The 16,322-nt window shown below is 62.5% G+C and carries 13 protein-coding genes; 1 reads left to right on the top strand and 12 read right to left on the bottom strand.

What is annotated here, in order from left to right; genetic code table 11:
- Positions 1–3: 3 nt before the first annotated feature.
- The 7 genes from AOP79_RS06650 to AOP79_RS06620 form a co-directional block, all read right to left on the bottom strand.
- On the bottom strand, positions 4–2,004 hold the full coding sequence (locus AOP79_RS06650) for an ABC transporter ATP-binding protein (RefSeq protein WP_304512070.1): 2,001 nt from the start codon (positions 2,002–2,004) through the stop codon (positions 4–6).
- Positions 2,001–3,788 carry an ABC transporter ATP-binding protein gene (locus AOP79_RS06645; protein ID WP_062071774.1) on the bottom strand — a complete coding sequence of 596 codons (1,788 nt, stop codon included), beginning with the start codon at positions 3,786–3,788 and terminating at the stop codon, positions 2,001–2,003. The genes AOP79_RS06650 and AOP79_RS06645 overlap by 4 nt, the downstream gene beginning before the upstream one ends.
- 168 nt (positions 3,789–3,956) lie before the next feature.
- Positions 3,957–4,550, bottom strand: coding sequence for a GNAT family N-acetyltransferase (locus AOP79_RS06640; protein WP_062071772.1), 594 nt, complete (start codon positions 4,548–4,550; stop codon positions 3,957–3,959).
- A gap of 25 nt (positions 4,551–4,575) precedes the next feature.
- On the bottom strand, positions 4,576–5,271 hold the full coding sequence (locus tag AOP79_RS06635; RefSeq protein WP_369401064.1) for a ThuA domain-containing protein: 696 nt from the start codon (positions 5,269–5,271) through the stop codon (positions 4,576–4,578).
- 81 nt (positions 5,272–5,352) lie between these two features.
- A complete protein-coding gene (thrB, locus tag AOP79_RS06630) occupies positions 5,353–6,252 on the bottom strand; it encodes a homoserine kinase (protein ID WP_236683283.1) in 900 nt (299 codons plus the stop codon).
- Positions 6,253–6,281: 29 nt separating this feature from the next.
- Positions 6,282–7,340: a threonine synthase gene (thrC, locus tag AOP79_RS06625; protein ID WP_062071767.1), complete on the bottom strand. Its 1,059-nt coding sequence runs from the start codon at positions 7,338–7,340 to the stop codon at positions 6,282–6,284.
- Positions 7,340–8,626: a homoserine dehydrogenase gene (locus AOP79_RS06620; RefSeq protein ID WP_201774441.1), complete on the bottom strand. Its 1,287-nt coding sequence runs from the start codon at positions 8,624–8,626 to the stop codon at positions 7,340–7,342. The genes thrC and AOP79_RS06620 overlap by 1 nt, the downstream gene beginning before the upstream one ends.
- A gap of 176 nt (positions 8,627–8,802) precedes the next feature.
- On the opposite strand from AOP79_RS06620, the gene AOP79_RS06615 reads away from it, so the two are divergent.
- Positions 8,803–9,357 carry an arsenate-mycothiol transferase ArsC gene (locus tag AOP79_RS06615; RefSeq protein ID WP_062071763.1) on the top strand — a complete coding sequence of 185 codons (555 nt, stop codon included), beginning with the start codon at positions 8,803–8,805 and terminating at the stop codon, positions 9,355–9,357.
- 96 nt (positions 9,358–9,453) lie between these two features.
- Here the strand turns inward: AOP79_RS06615 and AOP79_RS06610 are convergent, their stop codons facing one another.
- The 5 genes from AOP79_RS06610 to AOP79_RS06590 form a co-directional block, all read right to left on the bottom strand.
- A complete protein-coding gene (locus AOP79_RS06610) occupies positions 9,454–9,687 on the bottom strand; it encodes a hypothetical protein (RefSeq protein ID WP_062071761.1) in 234 nt (77 codons plus the stop codon).
- A gap of 131 nt (positions 9,688–9,818) precedes the next feature.
- Positions 9,819–11,156, bottom strand: a complete 1,338-nt coding sequence (gene lysA, locus AOP79_RS06605) for a diaminopimelate decarboxylase (RefSeq protein ID WP_062071759.1) — start codon at positions 11,154–11,156, stop codon at positions 9,819–9,821.
- Positions 11,157–11,162: 6 nt separating this feature from the next.
- Complete coding sequence (argS, locus tag AOP79_RS06600) at positions 11,163–12,839, bottom strand: arginine--tRNA ligase (RefSeq protein WP_062071998.1); 1,677 nt, start codon at positions 12,837–12,839, stop codon at positions 11,163–11,165.
- An 89-nt stretch (positions 12,840–12,928) separates the two neighbouring features.
- Positions 12,929–14,167 (bottom strand): AGE family epimerase/isomerase, encoded by a 1,239-nt coding sequence (locus tag AOP79_RS06595; RefSeq protein ID WP_201774440.1) that lies wholly within the window; start codon positions 14,165–14,167, stop codon positions 12,929–12,931.
- 129 nt (positions 14,168–14,296) lie between these two features.
- Positions 14,297–16,273, bottom strand: a complete 1,977-nt coding sequence (locus AOP79_RS06590; protein WP_062071996.1) for a right-handed parallel beta-helix repeat-containing protein — start codon at positions 16,271–16,273, stop codon at positions 14,297–14,299.
- Positions 16,274–16,322: the final 49 nt, after the last annotated feature.

Below are 16,322 nucleotides of genomic sequence, written 5' to 3'. Positions count from 1 at the left end.
CTCCTAGGTGCGCGGGCGGTCCTCTACAGGCGGCGCGTCGTCACCCTCTGTAGTGCCGTCCACCGGCATCACAGGAGTTCCAGCCATGCGAGCATTGGCTGTCATCGTCGGCAACTCCCCCGTTGCTGGAGCGGGGTCGTCCACGTCGTCGATGGGGGCAGCGAACTGCGCCTCGTACAAACGTGAATACGCGCCCTTGGCAGCGATCAGTTCCTCGTGCGAGCCCTGCTCCACAATGTCACCGTGCTCCATCACCAGGATGAGATCAGCGTCACGAATGGTGGACAACCGGTGAGCGATCACGAAGCTCGTGCGGTCCTTACGCAGGTCCTCCATGGCGTGCTGCACGAGGAGTTCTGTGCGGGTGTCAACGGAACTCGTCGCCTCGTCCAAGATCAGCACACTGGGACGCGCAACGAACGCACGCGCAATGGTGATGAGCTGGCGTTCACCGACTGAGACGTTCGTGGCGTCATCGTCGATGACCGTCTCGTACCCGTCGGGAAGAGAGTGAACAAAACGGTCGACGTACGCAGCGCGAGCCGCGTCAAGGATCTCTTCCTCGGTGGCGTCGGGGCGTCCGTATGCGATGTTCTCGCGAATAGTGCCGCCAAAGAGCCACGCATCCTGCAGGACCATTCCCGTGCGCGAACGCAGGTCATCGCGGGTCATGTGTGCAATGTCCGTGCCGTCCAGCGTGATGCGTCCTCCGTCGAGTTCGTAGAAGCGCATGATCAGGTTGACGAGCGTGGTCTTGCCTGCGCCCGTAGGCCCAACGATCGCCACCGTCTTGCCTGGCTCCGCGGTCAGCGACAGGCCGGTGATGAGTGGCTTGTCTTGGTCGTAGGCGAACCGCACGTCCTCGAACTGCAGGCGCCCACGGAACTTCTCTGGAGTTTCCGCTGGCTCACGGTCCTCACTTTGATCGTCAGCATCCACGAACTCGAACACGCGCTCAGCACTTGCCACCCCCGACTGCAGCAGGTTGAACATCGAACCGAGTTGGCTCAGTGGTTGCTGGAACTGTCGCGAATACTGGATAAAGGCCTGGACGTCTCCGATGGGAAGTGATCCCCCAGCGACCATGATGCCGCCAACGACAGCGACAGCGACGTACACCAGGTTTCCCACAAACATCGCAGCAGGCATGATGATGCCGGAAATGAACTGGGCACCGAAGCTCGCCTTGTACAGTTCCTCGTTCTTGGTGTCGAACTCTTCTTGGGTCTTCGCTTGACGCCCAAACACCTTGACGAGTGCGTGCCCGCTGTACGTCTCCTCAATAGTGCCGTTGAGTTCACCGGTGTACTTCCACTGATCGACGAACTTCACCTGGGAGCGCTTGGCGACCTGCGCCACGATAACGATGGTGAGGGGGATCGATACCACCGCGATCAGAGCCAGAAGTGGCGAGATCCAGATCATCATGACAAGGACACCAATGACCGTGAGCACCGAAGTGAACAACTGACTCAGCGTCTGTTGCAGGGTCTGCGAAACGTTGTCGATGTCGTTTGTCACGCGGCTCAGGAGCTCGCCGCGAGTATGGCGGTCAAAGTAACTCAGCGGTAGGCTGTGGACCTTCTCCTCAACACGCTGGCGCAGTCGGTACACCGTGCGTTGAGTGACACCGTTGAGAATCCAGCCCTGCGCGAGGCCCAGGATCGCAGACACCACATAGATCGCGACGACTGCCCACAAGATCCTGTGGAGTGCCGCGAAGTCAATCCCCTCGCCTGTGACGAAACCCTCGTAGATGGTGGTGGTGGCGTTGCCGAGCACTTTGGGTCCGATGACTGACAGAGCCACCGACCCTGCGCCCAGGACCACGACCAGGTACACCAGCCCCTTCTCGGGCGCCAACTGAGCGAACAAACGCTTGAGGGAAGGACCAAAGTTCATGGCCTTCTCTGTAGGCATGCCGGCTGCAGGCCCGTGACCGGGTCCGCCGCCACGTGCAGGTGGGCGTGCTGTGGCGGTGGTGGACTTCGCGTTGTCGCTCACGATGCCTCCTCCGCTCGCAACTGGGTACTGACAATTTCTTGGTAGGTCTCCGAACTGACAAGGAGTTCGTCGTGAGTGCCGCGGGCGACGACCTCGCCGTCTTCGAGCACCAGAATCTGGTCTGCGTCCACGATCGACGAGACTCGCTGTGCCACCACGATGACAGTGGCATCCGAGGCAGCACGTTCGAGCGCAGCGCGAAGTCGCGCATCGGTTGCGGTGTCAAGGGCGCTAAACGAGTCGTCAAACATGAGGATCTGCGGCTTGCGCACCAGAGCGCGCGCGATCGAGAGACGCTGGCGCTGGCCGCCCGACACCGTGGTGCCGCCCTGAGCCACTGCAGTCTCGAGACCGTCCGGCATGGCACGGACAAACTCGTCACCTTGAGCCACGGTCAGTGCTTCCCAAAGTTCCTCGTCGGTCGCGTCCTCGGCGCCGTAGCGCAGATTGGATGCGACCGTGCCGGAGAACAGGTACGGGCGTTGTGGCACCAGGCCCATGCGCTTCCACAGTGCCTCGAGAACGGTGTCCCGCACATCTACCCCGTCGACGCGCACAGCGCCTGATGTCGCGTCGTAGAGACGTGGCACTAGGCCTACAAGCGTTGACTTGCCGGCTCCAGTAGATCCGATGATCGCTGTCGTGGTACCCGGCGTGGCAGTGAAGCTGACGTTCTTCAGCACCGGCTCTTCAGCACCTGGGTAGGCGAAGGTGACATCATCAAACTCCACCACTCCCGTGTTGCCGACATCGGCACGCGGATTGCTCGCCAGATGTACGGATGTCTCCGTGGCCAGCACCTCACTGATGCGGTCCGCGGAAACAGAGGCGCGAGGAATCATCACAAACAGGAACGTGGCCATCATCACAGCCATCAGGATTTGCACAATGTAGGTCAGGAAGGCGGTCAATGCGCCCACTTCCATTTGCCCGTTGTCGACTCGCTCCGCACCGAACCACAGCACGGCAACGGAAGAGATGTTCATCACGAGCATGACAATCGGGAACATCGACGCCATCAAGCGACCTGCTTTATAGGCGGACTCGGTCACCGCGGCGTTGGCGTCCGCGAAACGCTCCCGTTCCTGTGGCTCGCGAACGAAGGCGCGCACCACGCGGATTCCGGTGAGTTGCTCACGCATCACGCGGTTGATCGCATCGATGCGCTTTTGCATGCGCTGGAAGTGCGGAACCATGCGCCAAATGATCAGGATGACGGCGATCAGAAGCACGGGGATCGCCACCACCAGAATCCAGGCGAGCGCGACGTCCTGGTGGAGCGCCATGAACATTCCGCCGATGGCCATGAATGGCGCCGTCACGAGCAACGTGCAGCTCATGAGCACCAGCATCTGGACTTGCTGGACGTCGTTCGTGGAGCGAGTGATCAGGCTGGGAGCGCCAAAGAGCTGGACTTCGTTCTCGGAGTAGCTCCCGACCCGCGCGAAGATCTGGCCTCGCAGATCGCGCCCGACGGCCATCGCGACCTTGGCGCCAAAGTAGACGGCGGTGATGGAGCACGCGATTTGCAAGAACGAGAGGGCGAGCATGATGCCGCCGACGTTCCAGATGTATGGGACGTCACCGGTGACGACGCCGTTGTCGATGATGTCTGCATTCAGGCTCGGAAGGTACAGGTTGGCTATCGATGAACCAAGTTGGAACAGCACCACTCCCAGGAGCGGACGCCAGTACGGCTTGACTGAGGCGACAAGGAGACCCCAGAGCGTTCCCTCGCGGTGCTGAGTGGTACTGGTCTCGGCGCGTTCAGCCACCGCTGTCATCTGCTCTCCTCACAACTCGGGGACGTCGCACGACGTCCACGGGACGTGCGGCTCGCTCGCGGCAAGCATCGTCACCGTCTCACCTTAATACGATGCACTGGTGCACGTTTGTTTCAGAAGAACCGACGTAGACGTGCCGGAATTCCTCGAAGGAGGAAACTCGCAGAGTTAGACGGCCGATGCCTCGGTCGCGCGCGTAAACATCGCACCACCAGAATCAGGCACTACCGAGAAACCCACCTTGGGATAGAACGCCAATGCGCCTTCGTTGGCGGGATCAACGCCCAGGTGGATGCCAGAGACGCCATGCGACCGGAGAAGATCCACGGCTGCCTCGATGAGGGCTCGCCCGGCGCCACGACCTTGAGCTTCCGGAAGCAAGTCAATGTGCACATGCGCGGGGTACTCCCCCGTGAGCGGTGTCAGCATCCTGGAACGGTCCGTGGCGGCCCGGAGCAGTCGCTCATCGCCTTCGGTCACGATGGCGTGAGTGCTCGCGACCGATGGCCACCAGGTATCGCTGAACCACGCTTGGAACGCCTCCGTGTCCATCGTTCCCACGCAATAGCCCACCGCCCCATGGCCTTGATCCCACACCAACGCAAAGCAATCCGGACCGTCAAGGTACGGAGTCGCATAAACATCGGCGAGGACCGTGTCGTCGCCGTACACGCCCGTCGCGTCTTGACCGGCTGCGCCGGTCAGGCGGCAGATCCGCGCGATGGCGTCACGGTCAGCGTCGGTGGCAACACGAATACTCATGGCACTGACCCTACCGAGCGCCGCCTTAGCGGCTCGCCCAGTCGAAGCCCCGGCGAATCATGCCGGAGACCTCTGGGCGCTCCAGAACGTCAAGGGTGTGCCCCAGAGTTGTGGCGAAGATGCGTCCGGCGCCCCACTGACGGGTCCAGGCAACCGGCATCACCATCGACTCGTTCCATTCGTCGCCGTCGTCGGACTCAAGGGTGCACTCCAACAGCACGCGGTTGTGCGAATCTGTCAGAACCCAGTACTGCTCGGTCGTGATGTCGAAGTCGCTCAGTGCGTCAGTAATCGGGTGCTCTCGCCCTGCATCGGTCACACGCACGGTGTAGTCGCGGTAGGGCTCAAGGTCGGTGCGTCCACGGTTTTTTCCGGCATCCGGATGGGCGGCGAACTGAGCCCCGACGAGCTGAAGATAGCCCGTCGAATTGCGGAACGAATCAATGATTCCGCCGTGCCAGCCGGCAAGCCCGGCACCCGCTGCGACGGCCTCGCGCAGGCCCTCGATCTCGTCCACGGTGGCACTGCCCATGGTGACGGCTTGGACGATCAGGTCATATCGACCCATGGCCTCTGCATCCGAGTAGATCTCGGGGGTGTCCTCAACGTCGACGCCGAACCCCAACTGCTCCAGCACCGGCATATACATCTCGGTTGACGCTACTGGGTGGTGTCCGGACCAGCCGCCGCGGACAACCAGGCACTTCCTGCTCATCGTCATCCCTTCGCACCTTTGCGTGTTGGGTCAATCGTACTGGCTTCTCGCCATGAGGCGACCACCTCACAGAGGTGTGGCGAGCAGCTACAACCTGTGCACTGTGGCACCGGCAACTGGCTCACCCGAATGCACCACGCGCCAGTTCTCGCCACCAATTCCGCGGGCCCATTGCGGCATGCCGTCCTCGAGATCAACCGAGTGAAGATCACGGCCAATCACCAAGACAGAGGGCCCGGCTCCCGAGACGACGGCAGCCAGGCCCTTTTCACGAAGGTACGTCAACATCGACATGGCGGCAGGCATGGCTTCCGCACGGTAGTCCTGGTGGAGACGGTCCTCGGTGGCCGCGAAGAGGTAATCGGTCTGACCCGCGAGCGCAGCAACGAGCAATGCGGAGCGCCCAGCGTTGAAGGCTGCGTCAGCGTGCGGCACCTTGGCCGGCAAGACGGCGCGCGCCTGCGACGTGGGGAGCGTGGAACCGGGCACCAGTACGGCAGTCTCAAGGCCGTCGGCCATCTCGACGGCGATGGCGTGTGGAAGGGGGCCTTCCATCCAAGCCACCGTCACGCCGCCCCAAATGGCAGGTGCGGCGTTGTCGGGGTGGCCTTCGAATGACGTCGCAATCTGCAGTGCGACCTCGCGAGAGATCGCTTCCGGCTCCGCGATCAAGCCGCGTGCTGCCGAGATTCCGGCGACCACGGCCGCAGCCGATGACCCCAACCCTCGGCCGTGAGGGATGCGGTTGCGAGCAGTGATTTCAAGCCCGACCTGCGACGCGCCGACATGGTCCAGGGCGGCGCGCAGTGCGCGTACGACGAGGTGCGACTCGTCACGCGGGAGCGTATCTGCGCCCTCTCCTTCGATGTTCAATGTGACGCCGTTGGCGGCGACTGCTCTCACTTCGATCTCGTCGGAGACTCCAAGCGCCAGACCCATCGCGTCGAAGCCAGGGCCCAGATTGCCTGCCGTCGCGGGAACTGTCACCAGCACATGATCTGCGCCCACCCGCATTGCTACAGCCCCAATGCCTTCGCGGCGGCGGCCACGTCCACAGGGATAACTTCGGGGTTGACCTCGCGACCTTGAAGGGCAGTCGCGGTGTCCTTGAGTCCGTTGCCGGTCACGGTGCAGGTGATGGTCGCGCCCTCTGGCACTTCGCCAAGGGCCGATGCTGCAAGAAGCCCCGCGATGGGAGCGGCGGAAGCTGGCTCGACAAAGACGCCGACGTCCGCGGCAAGGCGGGCCTGAGCGTTGAGGATCTGCACGTCGGACACGGCGCGAATCCAGCCGCCCGATTCGTCACGAGCAGCAATGGCCTTGTCCCATGAGGCCGGCTTGCCGATACGGATTGCGGTGGCAACCGTCTCTGGATCCTTGATGGGACCACCGTGCACGAACGGTGCGGCGCCTTCCGCTTGCACGCCCCAGATGCGCGGGGTGCGAGTCGCCACGCCGGCCTCCGCGTACTCCTGGAAACCCATCCAGTATGCGGAGATGTTGCCTGCGTTGCCGACCGGCAGCATGTGAATATCTGGAGCGTCGCCGAGTTGGTCAACGATCTCGAACGCAGCGGTCTTTTGGCCCTGCAAGCGGTACGGGTTCACGGAGTTCACGAGTGCCACGGGGTAGTCCTCCGACAGCGAGCGCACAATGTCAAGGCACTCGTCGAAGTTGCCATCCACCTGGACCAGCTTGGCGCCGTGCACGATGGCCTGCGCCATTTTGCCTGCAGCGATCTTGCCCTCGGGAATCATGACTACGCAGTTGAGGCCTGCGTGAGCGGCGTAGGCAGCGGCCGATGCCGAGGTGTTGCCTGTAGACGCACACACGACCGTGTGGTCGCCGTCCTTGACGACCTGGGTCATTGCTGAGGTCATGCCACGGTCCTTGAAGGAGCCGGTGGGATTCATTCCCTCGTACTTGACGTACACCCTGGCGCCTACCTCTTCCGAGATGGACTTGGCGTAGATCAGCGGGGTGCCTCCCTCGCCCAGAGAAACGATCTGGTCTCCCTCATCGAAAGGCATTCGATCCAGGTATTCGCGGACAGCACCGCGCCACACGTGAGCCATTACTCTCCCTCAATCCTCAGGACTGACAGCACTTCTCCTACGGAGTCCATCTCGCGGACCTCGGCCACGGTGGCGCTCAGCGATGCCTCGCTGGCGCGGTGGGTCGAGATGATGAGCGACGCGAGTTCAGCATCGGGCACCTGCAGGACAGAGCCGATGCCGACTCCATTGCGTGCGAACGCGTCTGCCACGCGTGCCAGCACACCAGGCTTGTCGTGAACGCTCATACGGATGGCGTAGCGAGTCTGTGCCCCACCGATGGGCAGCAGCGGATGCTTGGCGTAATTGGACTCGCGCGGTCCGTGTCCGCCTCCGGCCGCATGGCGTGCGACAGACACGATGTCTCCCATGACAGCCGATGCGGTGGGGGCACCACCGGCGCCCTGGCCATAGAACATGAGTTCCCCTGCGGCTTCAGCCTCGATGAAGACAGCGTTGAATGCGCCGCGCACGGAGGCGAGGGGGTGAGCGTTGGGCACCAGAGCGGGGTAAACGCGCGCTGAGACACCTTCAGACGTCTGCTCCGCGATGGCCAGCAACTTGATGACGTGCCCGGTTTCTGCTGCGGCTTCAATGTCTGCAGCCGTAATCTCGGTGATGCCTTCGCAGTAAACGTCGTCGAGAGACACCCGCTGATGGAACGCCAGCGAAGCCAGGATCGCGGCCTTCGCGGCAGCGTCATGGCCGCCCACATCCGCCGTGGGGTCCGCTTCCGCGTATCCAAGGCGCTGAGCCTCCGCGACCACCTCGCCGTAGTCGAGGCCCTTCGTCGTCATCTCATCCAACACATAGTTGGTGGTGCCATTCACAATGCCCAGGATCCGAGTCACCGTGTCACCGGCGAGAGACTCCCGCACGGGGCGCACGAGCGGGATCGCGCCCGCCACAGCCGCCTCAAAGTACAGATCAGCACCCGAGGCGTCAGCGGCTTCGTAGAGTTCCGCGCCATGCGTCGCGAGGAGCGCCTTGTTCGCGGTCACCACACCCTTGCCTGCGTTCAGCGCCTGCAGGATCATGGTGCGCGCGGGCTCCAGGCCCCCCATCAACTCCACCACCACATCGGCCCTTTCAATCAGGGCATCGACGTCGCTGGTGAGAACGTCCGTGGGGACCACAGGGTCACGTGTCACAGACGTGTCGCGGACGTACACGCCAGCGATCTCAACATCTGCACCCACGCGGGCGCTGAGGTCGGTCTGCTGCTCGGTCAGGACACGCACCACTTGGGTGCCGACGGTCCCACATCCGAGGATGGCGATCTTCACGGGGCTACTGGAAGTTGACACGGCGAACACTCTATCGGAGGCCTCGCCCTTCCCAGCATCGGCCGGTTCTCACGACACGGCGCCCCGCAGTCGGACGTAGCCATGGCGAGAACTAGCGCGGGAAGCCCGGACGATGCTGGCTTGGCGATTCTCGCCTCCTGGCGTAGCGCTGGGGTCGTGTTCTAGGGTGAAGAGCCATGAACTCAACACCCCGCGTCACGATGGTGTGCACCGGCAACATTTGCCGCTCACCTGCCATGGAGTACGTCGCCCAGAATCTTTGGGGACCTTCTGCTGAGGTCACCAGCGCTGGAATCTACGCGGAAATCGGTATGGAAGTCCCGCTCCCCATGCTCAACGCGGCGGTCCGGCACGGCATCACCATCGGGCACCACCGGCCAGCCCAGTTGGATTACGCCACGCTGGCCGAGTCCGACCTTGTGCTGGTCGCCACGCAACAGCATGCACGGTGGGCCGAGCGCGAGTGGGGTGAGCGAGCACCGCACGTCTTTGGGCTCAAGGAGGCTGTCGCACTCTCCCGCCAGGCCGATGCCCCGGTGGGGGCCACGCCTCAAACGCGCCTGGAGAGCACGGCGTTTACTCTGGATGCCGTCCGGCTCGATGCGCCAGTGCCGCTGGAGAGTCTCGACGACCCGTATGGCGGAGACCAGGACATGTTCGATCGCGTCATGGACGAGATCGTCGATGACCTCGAGGAACTGACTGCGTGGGGCGGTCTCGCGGACCGATAAATCGAGCCGCGAGACCCTCCCCGCCGGACTGGCGCGGCACGACCTAGCGCGACACGACCTAGCGCGGCGACAGACGGTTGCTCAGAAAATTGCTAGTTACCTTGGGATTCCCGGAGGGGCTGGCGGGATCACCACGTTGTCGATGAGTTTGTCCTTCTCGTGGTTCTCGCGAGTGTCGCCGTCATCCTCGGGGGTGTCGTCATCAGGTAACACGGACGACGTTCCTTCGGTGCGCTCTTGCTCAACCTCGGTAGCAAGATCCTTCAGCGCCTCGGTCTTGTCGTGGGAGTCGGTATCTACGGAATTACTGGTGTTCGTGGAGTCAGTCATCGCATTCTCCTTCCCTGTGGAACGACGAAGGGAGTTTCGCCGTCAACACAGTGAACGCCACGGATGTCTGAGATCTTCCCAAGATGACCTCGCCGACTGAGGGTGAGGCGTGAAGCAACGGGCGCTCAGCGTCAGGCAGGTACGTCCCAGTCAAGCAAGTCTGCGATGGTGTCGCGGCGAACGAGCACTCGCGAGCGGCCATCGCGCACTGCCACCACAGCTGGACGCAGCGCGTTGTTGTACGTTGACGCCATCGAGCGCCCATAGGCGCCGGTTGCTGCCACAGCGAGCAGATCTCCGCGTGCTACATCTCCAGGCAGATCCACATCGCGAACGACGATGTCCCCCGACTCACAGTGTTTGCCGACCACACGAGACAGCGCCGGCTCAGCTTCCGAAGACCGCGAGGCCAGCGTTGCCGCGTACTCCGCGCCGTACATGATCGTGCGCGGATTGTCGCTCATGCCGCCATCGACAGCCACGTACTGGCGCGATCCGCCCTCGTCGAGCGACACCTGCTTCACGACCCCAACGTTGTAGAGCGTCATGCCTGCCGGCCCCGCGATTGCCCGTCCGGGTTCGATCGAGAAGTGCGGCCACGTACCGCCGTGGTCTTCCATCACCGAGGCAACCGCATCGGCAATGGCGACCGCGGCATCGGCCGGATCCAAGGATTCCGCGCCCTCGGTGTAGGCGATGGCGTAGCCACCACCCAGGTCAACCTCAGGGAGATCCGCGCCCGTAGCTGCCGTGAACTGCGCGCGCAGACGCAACATGCGATCAGCAGACTCCCGGAAGGCGTCGATCGAGAGGATCTGGCTTCCAATGTGCGTATGGATGCCGAGCAGATTGAGGTGCGGGGCGTCGTGACAGGCGTGCAGTGCCTCCAGTGCAGCGCCAGTCGCAAGCGAGAGACCAAACTTTTGGTCCTCGTGGCTGGTCGCGATGTACTCGTGACCGCCTGCATGTACGCCGGTAGTGACGCGCACCAAGACGGGAGCCTGCAATCCAAGTGATCCCGCTAACTCATTGAGAACGTCAACCTCCGTGAAGGAGTCGACAATGATGCGGCCCACCCCCACCTCGAGTGCCCGTGTCAACTCGTCAATCTGCTTGTTGTTGCCGTGCAAGCCAATGCGGTGTGCGGGCATGCCGCCACGCAACGCGACCTCCAGCTCACCAAGCGAGGCCACGTCCAGGCTGAGCCCGTCCTCATGCATCCACCCGGCCACCTGCGAACACAAGAAGGCCTTGGACGCATAGAACACGTCCATCTGGGCACCGTGACGCTGGAATGCCGCCGAGAAATGGCCGCGGAAAGCCGATGCGCGGGCACGGAAATCGGCCTCATCGACAACGTACAGAGGGGTCCCGTGCTCCGCAGCAAGGTCGCGCACGTCAAGGCCACCCACAGATAGCGCACCGTCGGAACCGCGCTCCACGGTCTGGGACCAAGGAGATGAGGTCATGTGCAACTACATCCTTTCGGGAGCGGACACACCGAGCAGCTGCAGGCCGTTTGCAAAGACCTGGCGCGTCGCATCGTTCAACCACAAGCGGGTGCGGTTCAGGTCCGTGATCTCTTCATCACCCTGCGGGGTAACACGAGTGCGGTCGTACCAGCCGTGATAGACGCCAGCGAGCTCCTCGAGGTAACGAGCGACGCGGTGCTGTTCACGGAACTCCACTGCCTGCGTGACGACGCGCGGGAACTCACCCAAGACGCCCAACAGCTTCGCTTCCCACTCGTGCGCCAGCAGACTCGCGTCAAAGCCATCTTCACGGCGGATGCCATACTCTGCCGCGTTGCGTGCCACTGAACATGCGCGCGCGTGTGCGTACTGGACGTAAAACACCGGATTGGCATTGGACTTGGTGGCCAGCAAATCAAGATCAATATCGATAGTGCTGTCTGCGCTCGAACGGGCAAGCGAATACCGGGCAGCATCAACACCCACAGCGTCGACAAGGTCTTCCATCGTGACAACCGTGCCAGCACGCTTAGACATCCGGACAGGTTCACCGTCCTTGACCAGGTTGACCATCTGACCGATGATGACCTCGACGATTTCGGGAGCAAAGCCCAGCGCAGCGGCAGCGGCCTTCAACCGGACGATGTAGCCGTGGTGGTCTGCACCCAGCAGGTACACGCACAGATCAGCACCACGCTCTGCCTTGTCACGGATGTATGCGATGTCACCCGCAATGTAAGCCGCGTTTCCATCCGACTTGATGACGACACGGTCCTTGTCGTCGCCGTGTTCGGTGGTGCGCAGCCACCAGGCACCCTCGGACTCGTACAGAGCGCCAGACTCCTTGAGTTCCTTGAGCGCCCGGTCAACCTTTCCGGACTTGTGTAGCTCGTCCTCGTGGAAGAACACATCAAACTCGACGCCAAAGTCACTCAGCGACTTCTTGATTTCGTTGAACATGAGGCGCACGCCACGCAGGCGGAAGAATTCGATGGCCTCGTCGCGAGGGAGCTCAAGCGGGTCAGGGTCCGCGTTCTCCATCGCCTCGATCATCACCTCGTTGGCGATGTCCTGAATGTATTGGCCGCCGTACCCGTTGTCGGGAGTCTCTTCCCCAGCCACCACCACATAGAGCGACTCCGCAAAATTGTCGATCTGCACGCCGTGGTCGTTGAAGTAGTACTCGCGCACCACAGTGGCGCCGTGGAACTCAAACAAGCGCGACAACGAGTCGCCCACCGCCGCCCAGCGCGTGCCACCAATGTGAATGGGGCCGGTGGGGTTGGCGGACACGAACTCGACATTGACGGTCTTGCCAGTCAGGGACTCGCCGCGACCGTAGTCCTCGCCATAGTCCACGATGCCGCGCGCCAACTCGCCCGCGGCCTCAGCAGCCAAGCAGATGTTGATGAAGCCCGGGCCCGCGACCTCAGCGGTAGCGATGCCGTCAATCTCAACAAGACGCTCCACAAGAGTGTCAGCAAACTCGCGCGGGTTGGTTCCGGCCTTCTTCGCCAGTTGCATCGCAATATTGGTCGACCAGTCGCCGTGCTCACGCTGGCGGGGTCGCTCCACGCGCAAGTCTTCAGGTACATCGAAAGGCGACAACTGAAAGTCGGAGTCGTCAATGCCCTCGAGGAGCGCGGTGCGGATCTGTGCGGAGAGTTCTTCAGGAGTCACCCCGCCAGTGTATCGGCGCAGGCCACCCGACACTGTTCGTCCGGAACTCAACGCCCCTGGGACTTCACCCGGCCTTGCGCGCGCACGACTCAGACTCCCCCACGCGCGCGAAGCGCGGCTGCAAACGAGGGTGTCAACGGCAACTCCGGGAGCAGCGCAGCTTGATACGCGTGATAGACATCCGGCTTGCCCGGCCACACTGTTCCAGCCGGGCGATTCTGTGGATCGAGTTCGTGAAACCACGACCCGCCCTCATGGTCGATCACACACTCATCGGCATACTGCCACCAGTGCGCGGCCGCATCACTGTACTGAGGCTCCCCCGTGGTCTTCTCCAGAGCAGCAGCCGTTGCGGTTGCCTCGGCCACGACCCAATGCATACGGTCACGCACGACCGGTGTGCCTTCCCAATCCGTCGTGTAGACAAATCCCACAGCTCCGTCTGCATCCCAACCATCGGCGACTGCCTGTTCGTACAGCGCTGTAGCCGCCACCTCGAAGCCCTCTGGAGCATCGGCCCCCAGGCTTTGGTCAATGGCAAGCAGCAAACGGGCCCACTCAAGTCCGTGCCCTACAGTTGCGCCGTAGGGTCGGAACGGGTGAGCTGGCTGTTCACGATGCAATTCCAGTTGCGGCTCCCACGACGAGTCGAAGTGCTCGGGGATACGCCAGTTGTTGCTCTTTGCCCACGCCACGACGTGCTCGCCGATGCGTCCCGCACGGAGGTGCCAACGGCGCTCACCCAGAACATCACCAGCCGCCAGGTATGCCTCGACTGTGTGCATGTTGGCGTTCACGCCACGGTAGGAGTCCAACTCGCTCCAGTCGGCATTCCATTCCTCGACCACCAGGCCGTGTTCCTCATCCCAGAAACGCTCGTCCGAGACTTTCAACGCAGCCGTGAGGAGTTCATCGGCGCCGTCGACCCCGGCCGCGAGCGCCGAGCTCGCGGCCAGGATCACAAAGGCGTGTCCGTAGGCCTGCTTGGTCGTCACCGTAGGTCCGTCTGCGCCAACGGCCGCGTACCAGCCACCGTTGGCGCCGTCGTGAAAGGTCTCAGCAAGACACCGCACGCCGTGAGTTGCCAAGTCACGCAGTTCCGACGCCGACGGGCCAGAGTTGTGCGGCTCCTCTTGCGCGAGGAGGCCAAGCGCCGCCACGTGAGTCATCCTGCAGGTGATCCACAGTTCAGTGCCCTTGCTCGCGTCGAGCGAACCATCGGCGTTGAGATAGCCGAAACCGTGCTCGTTGCGAGCCATTGCAACCCACGGCACCAACGATGCCCGCTGTTGCGTGAGGTACTCGGCGCTTCCTGGTGCATCACTCATACGTTCGTTCTCCATGTGGTGGCGGCTCCGTTACTGCACTGCGACACTTCACTGCGACACTGCACTGCGACTCGCGCGGCTCTGCATGGTGCACTGCCGCATGGTGCACTGCCGCATGCTGTCAGTGTGTCACCAGACGCGGTATTCCGCGGCACCTTCGCGCAGCTCAGCCAAGGGGCCTGCAGGGTAGGTGTCATCATGCGACTTTTCCACGCCGGTGAGATCGACATCGCACTCAGCAGATGTGCCGTCAGGGTTCTCGAACTCCGCGTCGGGATAGTACGCAGGGCGCAAATCCGTGCCGTGCGTGACAGGTCCTGTTGCGTCTGCGAAGCCTGCAGGCAGCGCGAACGTGAGATAGACGGCATCGCCACGCTCCTCGATCGCGAAGCCACACATCGAGTCTCCGCCGACCGACGTTGCACCAGTCTCGTGCTCGTATGCGTGAGCGCCAGAGGCATAGACGTTGCGCTCGATCTGTACGGGACGGCGCACGCCATGGAAGTGTTCGTGGTCGCTATTGCCAATGTTCAGGCTCTCGATGAACTTCTCCATCGAGGGCTCACAACCGTCGTATCCGGCCGTGCCGTAACTCGCTTGATCGTATTGGAACGTGCCCGGCGTATAGGCATCCGTCTTGTCCCCAGCCAAGAACACGTTCGCGATGAATCGATCGTCACCCCCACTTGTGCCCGCATATCCCGCTACTTGCGTGCTGTGAGGCACGTGGTACGGCGTCGGCCGCTCCATGACCGGCTCAAGGCGCACCGTTCCGGCAATGAGGTTGTTCACGTACGCGCCACCCTGGCAGACGACTTCAAGCGCCGCCGGGGAACCCAACACGTTGTGGTCGACCAGATGCGGACCGTGGGCAACCTCAATGAAGAGATCTCGCGTATTGCGATAGAGGAGGTTGCGCGACACACGGGTGCCCTGCGTCTGCCAGTCCAGCCAAATGCCGAGGGTGCAGTCGTTGATGCGGTTGTGCTCAATGACCGTGTCGACGGCGCCGTGAAACTTGATACCCGCAATCTCGTGGCCAAAGAACTCGCGCTTGAGGGCAATCCGTTCGATGTGGTTGTCCTCAATCGTGGAGAAGGCGCACCCGAGGTGCCCAACGATGCCGGCTTGGCCACAGTCAAAGATGTGGTTGCGGCGCACGATGTGAGAGCCGATGTTCTCGCGGTCCCAGCCGATTCGCAAAGCCGCGAAGACAGATTCAATTTGATAGATGTATCCGGGCTTGTCTTGGCGCTCGGAGGCACGGTGGTGGCCCGTGGATCCTTCCTTACCGAGCGAGATAGCGACGCACTTCGCGTCGTGGATCTCGTTGTCCTCGATAATCCACCCCTTGGCCCAGTTGGGACCGATCAGTCCGGGCTGGTCAGCGGTGGGAGGCGCCCACGGGGACGCGGCCTGCGCGAGCTCAAATCCGCGCACCGTGATGTAGTCAATGTGGTGCTCCACAGGGGCAAAGACTGAACGGCGAACGTTGATCTCGGTCAGGTGTGCGTTAGGGTCCGCATCGCCAAAGTTGGCCCAAATGGTGGTGCAGTCCTCGGCCACCTCAGCGAACCACGTACGTTCAGTCGCAGCAGCATCCGGGCGCGCGACACTGATGCCCGACCAGCCGTCGACGGCCTCAGCCTTGTCCACAGGGTGGAGCACCTCATCAACCGAGTCCGCCTCGTACAGGCTCTTGCCATCGAGGTACACATCACCAAGATGGCGCCGCGGAGAGTCGGGGCTTGGGTAGATTGCCCAGTCGCCTTCGACCTCGACAGCAAACGGGTTGAAATCACCAAAGACGGCAGCCGGGACTTGCGTGGTCCACGCACCCGAGCCCAGCGACGTCCAAGCCTCGACAACCTCGGAACCCTTAATGACGACTCGTTCACCAGGGGCCGCCGTGTACGTGATCCGGCGAGCCTCCCCACGCCCCGAACGCTGCGGCTTGACCCATTCGCGATACACACCCTCGTGAACCACGACGGTGTCTCCAGCATCGGCCTTCTGTGCAGCTCTTGAGATGGTCTTCCACGGCGCATCGGCCGTGCCAGGGTGGGAGTCGTTGCCGCTCGTCGCGACGTGATATTCGGAGACCATGGTGGTCACCTTGCCTTTCTTCACACTACTTCTGGGGGCGACTGCGGCA

It is taken from the genome of Demequina sediminicola (assembly GCF_000975055.1).
GTDB lineage: Bacteria > Actinomycetota > Actinomycetes > Actinomycetales > Demequinaceae > Demequina > Demequina sediminicola.
The sequence above is the reverse complement of the archived record's forward strand: the minus strand, read 5'-3'. Positions and strand labels throughout refer to the sequence as shown.

What these genes read in the sequence shown, in the direction of transcription:
- AOP79_RS06645 (WP_062071774.1), bottom strand. Translation starts at nt 3,788, where the DNA reads ATGACAGCGGTGGCTGAACGCGCCGAGACCAGTACCACTCAGCACCGC.
- AOP79_RS06635 (WP_369401064.1), bottom strand. Translation starts at nt 5,271, where the DNA reads ATGACGATGAGCAGGAAGTGCCTGGTTGTCCGCGGCGGCTGGTCCGGA.
- AOP79_RS06640 (WP_062071772.1), bottom strand. Translation starts at nt 4,550, where the DNA reads ATGAGTATTCGTGTTGCCACCGACGCTGACCGTGACGCCATCGCGCGG.
- thrC (WP_062071767.1), bottom strand. Translation starts at nt 7,340, where the DNA reads ATGGCTCACGTGTGGCGCGGTGCTGTCCGCGAATACCTGGATCGAATG.
- AOP79_RS06610 (WP_062071761.1), bottom strand. Translation starts at nt 9,687, where the DNA reads ATGACTGACTCCACGAACACCAGTAATTCCGTAGATACCGACTCCCAC.
- AOP79_RS06590 (WP_062071996.1), bottom strand. Translation starts at nt 16,273, where the DNA reads ATGGTCTCCGAATATCACGTCGCGACGAGCGGCAACGACTCCCACCCT.
- AOP79_RS06595 (WP_201774440.1), bottom strand. Translation starts at nt 14,167, where the DNA reads ATGAGTGATGCACCAGGAAGCGCCGAGTACCTCACGCAACAGCGGGCA.
- AOP79_RS06615 (WP_062071763.1), top strand. Translation starts at nt 8,803, where the DNA reads ATGAACTCAACACCCCGCGTCACGATGGTGTGCACCGGCAACATTTGC.
- lysA (WP_062071759.1), bottom strand. Translation starts at nt 11,156, where the DNA reads ATGACCTCATCTCCTTGGTCCCAGACCGTGGAGCGCGGTTCCGACGGT.